This is a genomic window from Oceanicola sp. S124 (assembly GCF_000220565.1).
In the GTDB taxonomy this organism is placed as follows: Bacteria; Pseudomonadota; Alphaproteobacteria; order Rhodobacterales; family Rhodobacteraceae; genus Pseudooceanicola.
Window position 1 is genome coordinate 1 of record NZ_AFPM01000093.1, and the last position, 5,223, is coordinate 5,223.

5 protein-coding genes are annotated in these 5,223 nt (G+C 66.5%); 1 reads left to right on the forward strand and 4 read right to left on the reverse strand.

Annotated elements, in window-relative coordinates; translation table 11 throughout:
- The 4 genes from galE to cysD form a co-directional block, all read right to left on the reverse strand.
- Window positions 1-731: UDP-glucose 4-epimerase GalE (gene galE / locus OS124_RS0107260; RefSeq protein ID WP_085994632.1), on the reverse strand; the 731-nt coding region annotated here is incomplete at its 3' end.
- A gap of 25 nt (window positions 732-756) precedes the next feature.
- Entirely contained in the window at window positions 757-1,551 is a 795-nt protein-coding gene (cysQ, locus tag OS124_RS0107265; RefSeq protein ID WP_010138794.1) for a 3'(2'),5'-bisphosphate nucleotidase CysQ, read from the reverse strand.
- A 63-nt stretch (window positions 1,552-1,614) separates the two neighbouring features.
- A complete protein-coding gene (gene cysN, locus OS124_RS0107270; RefSeq protein ID WP_010138795.1) occupies window positions 1,615-3,528 on the reverse strand; it encodes a sulfate adenylyltransferase subunit CysN in 1,914 nt (637 codons plus the stop codon).
- 39 nt (window positions 3,529-3,567) lie between these two features.
- Window positions 3,568-4,473 (reverse strand): sulfate adenylyltransferase subunit CysD, encoded by a 906-nt coding sequence (cysD, locus tag OS124_RS0107275; protein WP_010138796.1) that lies wholly within the window; start codon window positions 4,471-4,473, stop codon window positions 3,568-3,570.
- 218 nt (window positions 4,474-4,691) lie between these two features.
- Between cysD and OS124_RS0107280 the strand changes: the two genes are divergently transcribed.
- A partial coding sequence (locus OS124_RS0107280; RefSeq protein ID WP_010138797.1) for a hypothetical protein occupies window positions 4,692-5,223 on the forward strand: 532 nt, incomplete at its 3' end.

Genomic DNA, 5,223 nt, shown 5'->3' on the forward strand with positions numbered 1-5,223 from the left:
CCGCCCTCCTGCAGCCAGTGCAGGCCCAGCACATGGGCGTCAACCAGGTCGCAGACATGGACGTAATCGCGGATGCAGGTGCCGTCGGGGGTCTCGTAATCGGTGCCGAAGACCGTCAGCGCCTCGCGCTGGCCGTCGATGGCTTCCAGCATGATCGGGATCAGGTGGGTCTCGGGGCGATGATGCTCGCCCACCTCGCCCTCGGGATCGGCACCGGCGACGTTGAAGTAGCGGAAGATCACGTGACGCAGGCCATGGGCCTCGCCGAAGGTCTTCAGGATCTCTTCCACCGCCTGTTTCGAGGCGCCGTAGGCGTTGATCGGATGCTGCGGCGTGTCCTCGTCCAGCACGACATTGTCATGCTCGCCATAGGTGGCGCAGGTCGAGGAGAAGACGAAGTTCATGCAGCCCGCCGCGACCGCCGCCTCGGCCAGGTTCAGCGACCCCAGCACGTTGTTGTGCCAGTAGAGACCCGGCTGCTGCATGCTCTCGCCGACCTGGCTGAGGGCGGCGAAATGCATCACGGCGACGGGCTGGTACCTGGCAAAGACCGCGTCCAGCCGGGCGCGGTCCAGCAGGTCGCCCTGCTCGAAGGGGCCGAACTTCACGGCATCCTGCCAGCCGGTGACCAGCGAATCGAAGGTGACCGGAAGAAATCCGGCCGCCTTCAGCGCCTTGCAGGCGTGCGAGCCGATGTAGCCCGCACCCCCGGTGACAAGGACGGGATCCAAGCTCACTTCTGTCATCGCCCTACTCTCAGCCCTGTTTCAGCTCCACCGCCGGGGCATGGGCGATGAAGAAGGGGTTGGCATAGCCCTCCTTGCCATAGGCCAGCGGGGTCAGGTCGTCGAAGCGCACCACCTGGCCGCCGGCGCCGAGCAGCACCGCATGGCCCGCCGCCGTATCCCATTCCATCGTCCGGCCCAGGCGCGGATAGAGATCCGCCTCGCCCGTCGCCACCAGGCAGAACTTCAGCGAGGAGCCGGCGCTGGTCATGTCCTTCACCGCGTATTTGCCGATGTAGTCGTCGGTGGCCTGGTCGCGGTGGCTCTTCGAGGCGACGACCATCAGCGCGCCATTGTCGCTGGCGGCGACGCGGATCGGCTTCACCTCGCCGGCCTCGGCGCCGAAGGGGCCCAGCTCTTCGACCGTGCTGCCATCGGCCAGGGTGTAGAACATCCGCTCGCGCGCCGGGGCATAGACCACGCCGCGGGTCGGCACACCGTTCTCGACCAGGGCGATATTGACGGTGAAATCGCCGCGCCGGTTGATGAACTCCTTGGTGCCGTCCAGCGGATCGACGATCAGGAAGGTCGGCGCCGATTGCCCGTGCGAGGCCGATTGCTCTTCGGTGACCAGCAGCACATCCGGGAAGGCCGCGCGCAGCCCGGCCGAGATCAGCGCATCGGCGGCCTCGTCGGCGGCAGTGACCGGGCTTTCATCGGACTTGGTCTTCACCTCGAAGTCGTCGGAGTTGTAGATCTCCATGATCTTCTCGCCGGCCTCCAGGGCCAGGGCGCGCATCACGGTCACGAGCTTTTCGTAGTCCAAGGCTCTCTCCTTCGGGAATGTCAGGTGACAGCACCGCCCCCGAGAGGGAGCGGCGCGACAGGATCAGGGGATCAGGCGCGCGATGATCGCCTCGGCGGCCTCTTCCGGCGTCATCTCGGTGGTGTCGATGCGCAGCTCGGGCGCATCGGGCGCCTCGTAGGGGCTGTCGATACCGGTGAAGTTCTTCAGCTGGCCCGAGCGCGCCTTGGCATAGAGGCCCTTGACGTCGCGCGCCTCGGCCACCTCCAGCGGGGTATCGACAAAGACCTCGAGGAACTCGCCCGGCTGCATCATCTGGCGCACCATCTCGCGTTCGCTGCGGAACGGAGAGATGAAGGCGGTGATCACGATCAGCCCGGCATCGGTCATCAGCTTGGCGACCTCACCGACGCGGCGGATGTTCTCGATCCGGTCGGCCTCGGTGAAGCCGAGGTCCTTGTTCAACCCATGGCGCACGTTGTCACCATCCAGCAGGAAGGTGTGGCGGTTCATCCGCGCCAGCTTCTTCTCGACGATATTGCCGATGGTCGACTTGCCCGAGCCCGACAGGCCGGTCAGCCAGATCACCGCCGGCTTCTGGTTCTTCATCGCCGCGTGGTTGTCGCGGGTGATGTCGGTGGCCTGCCAGTGGATGTTCTGGGCACGGCGCAGGGCGAAGTTGATCATCCCCGCCGCGACGGTCTGGTTGCTCATCTTGTCGATCAGGATGAAGCCGCCGAGGTCGTGGTTTTCCGCGTAGGGGGCGAAGGGGATCTCGCGGTCGGTAGTGATGTTCGCCACGCCGATGGCGTTCAGGTCCAGCGTCTTGGTGGCCAGCTGTTCCTGGGTGTTGACGTTCACCTCGTACTTGGGCTGCTGCACCGTGGCCGAAACCGTCTGGGTGCCGATCTTCAGCCAGTAGGCCCGGCCCGGCACCATCTCGACCTCATCCATCCAGATCAGCGTCGATTCGAACTGGTCGGCCACTTCCAGGGGCGACTGCGCCGCCACGATGACCTGCCCGCGCGAGCAGTCGATCTCGTCTTCCAGGGTCAGGGTCACCGCCTCGCCGGCCACGGCCATGGCGCGATCGCCCTCGTAGGTGACCACCCGCGCCACCTTCGAGGTCTTGCCCGAGGGCAGCACCCGCACCGGATCCCCCGGCTGGACAACGCCCGAGGCAATCAGCCCGGCAAAGCCGCGGAAGTCGAGGTTGGGGCGGTTCACCCATTGCACCGGCATGCGGAAGGGGGCCGCGGCCGGCTCTTTCGTGCTGGTGATCTCGACGGTTTCCAGGTGCGGCAGCAGGGCGGTGCCGCTGTACCAGGGCATGTTTTCCGACGGCGCGGTGATATTGTCGCCCATGTAGCCCGAGATCGGGATCGGCACGAAGGCCTCGATGCCGATCGAGGCGGCGAAGGCGGTGTAATCCGCGACGATCTTGTCGAAGACCTCCTGGGAGTAGTCCACCAGGTCCATCTTGTTGACCGCCAGCACCACGTTCCTGATGCCCAGCAGGTTCACCAGGTAGCTGTGGCGCCGGGTCTGGGTCAGCACGCCCTTGCGCGCGTCGATCAGGATCACCGCCAGGTCGGCGGTCGAGGCGCCGGTCACCATGTTGCGGGTGTATTGCTCGTGGCCGGGCGTGTCGGCGACGATGAACTTGCGCTTCTCGGTGGCGAAGAAGCGATAGGCCACGTCGATGGTGATGCCCTGCTCGCGCTCGGCGGCCAGGCCGTCGACCAGCAGCGCAAAATCGATGCCTTCGCCCTGCGTGCCGGATTTCCTGCTGTCCGCTTCCAGCGTCGCCAGCTGGTCCTCGAAGATCATCTTGGAATCGTACAGCAGCCGGCCGATCAGCGTCGACTTGCCGTCATCCACCGAGCCGCAGGTGATGAAGCGCAGCATGGTCTTGTGCTGGTGCGTCTCGAGATAGGCGTCGATATCCTCGGCGATCAGCGCGTCGGTCTTGTAGATCGGGTCTTGGTCTTTGGTCATGGGGTCACCTGAAATCTGGAAAGGCCGGGGGCGCAGCGGTCAGAAGTAGCCTTCCTGCTTCTTCTTCTCCATCGAGGCCGCCTGATCGTGGTCGATGGCGCGGCCCTGGCGTTCCGAGGTGGTGGTCAGCAGGGTTTCCTGGATGACCTCGGGCAGGGTCTTGGCGGTGCTTTCGACAGCGCCGGTCAGCGGGTAGCAGCCAAGGGTGCGGAAGCGGATCGAACGCATGACGGGGGTCTCGCCCTCGCGCAGCGGGAAGCGGTCGTCATCGACCATCAGCAGCATGCCGTCGCGTTCGACCGTGGGGCGTTCCTCGGCCATGTAGAGCGGCACGATCTCGATACCTTCCAGGTGGATGTACTGCCAGATGTCCAGCTCGGTCCAGTTCGAGATCGGGAAGACCCGCATGCTCTCGCCCTTGGCCTTGCGGGCATTGTAGAGACGCCAGAGCTCGGGGCGCTGGTTCTTCGGATCCCAGCGGTGGCTGGCGGTGCGGAACGAGAAGACACGCTCCTTGGCGCGGGATTTTTCCTCATCGCGACGGGCGCCGCCGAAGGCCGCGTCAAAGCCGTGCTTGTCCAGCGCCTGCTTCAGCCCTTCGGTCTTCCACATGTCGGTGTGCAGGGAGCCATGATCGAAGGGGTTGATGCCCCTCTCCCTGGCTTCGGGGTTCTGGTAGACGATCAGCTCCATCCCGGCCTCGGCGGCGGCCTTGTCGCGCAGCTTGTACATGTCCTGGAACTTCCAGGTGGTATCCACATGCATCAGCGGGAAGGGCGGCGGCGCCGGGTAGAAGGCCTTCTTGGCCAGGTGCAGCATGACGGCGCTGTCCTTGCCCACGGAATAGAGCATCACCGGGTTCTCGGCCTCGGCGGCCACTTCGCGCAGGATATGGATGCTTTCGGCTTCAAGCCGCTGGAGGTGGGTCAGGGTCTTGCTGGTCATGGCCGGTCCTGTGAATTCGCAGTTGCACCAGATCTAGAGCACTGCTCTACTGGCCGAACCCCCCATATGGGAGGTATCATGAATTCCGGACCAAAAGCCGCAGCATCGCCGCGACAGGCGGAACGGAACCCCGCGAAACCGCCCGCCGGCAGAACAGCCGCCCTGCCCCGCCCGGTGCCATCCCGGCGCCCCCTGCACCGCCGCGAAACGGATCCGCCATGGCCCTTGAAGACGATGTCCTGAACGCCCTCTTCGCCGCCGCCAGCGGCCTGTCCGCCGCGGGCTGGCCCGATTTCCTGGCCCTGCTGGCCCGCCAGACCCGCGCCGAAAGCGCCACGCTGCATCTCTCTCCCGCGTCCGGGCCGGTCACGAGCTGGCACCACGGCCCCCCGCTGCCCGCCCCGGACGAGGCGGTGCGGATGCGCACCAACCGCGTCTATGCCCAGGGCGACCTGCCGGGCCTGCGGGACCGTGTCACGCCGCTGCGGGGCCTGCGCAGCCCCGCGCGCAGCCAGGGCACAGCCCTGGTCCTGCTGGCCCGGCGCGGCGAGGACTTCCGAGCCATCGACGGGGTGCAGCTCTCGGCGCTGGCGCCCTATCTCGGACCGGCGCTGGAGACCTGGCAGACCCTGCGCCACGAACGCCGCCGCGCTGCCCGCGACCGCGACCTGGCCCGGGACCTGGGCGCGGCCTGGATCCTGTTCTCGGCCGGCGGGCAGGTCCTGGACCGGGCGCCGGGGCTCGAGCCCC

Bases quoted from the DNA above. Each gene is read 5' to 3' on its own strand.
- cysN (WP_010138795.1), bottom strand. From the start codon at position 3,528: ATGACCAAAGACCAAGACCCGATCTACAAGACCGACGCGCTGATCGCC.
- cysD (WP_010138796.1), bottom strand. From the start codon at position 4,473: ATGACCAGCAAGACCCTGACCCACCTCCAGCGGCTTGAAGCCGAAAGC.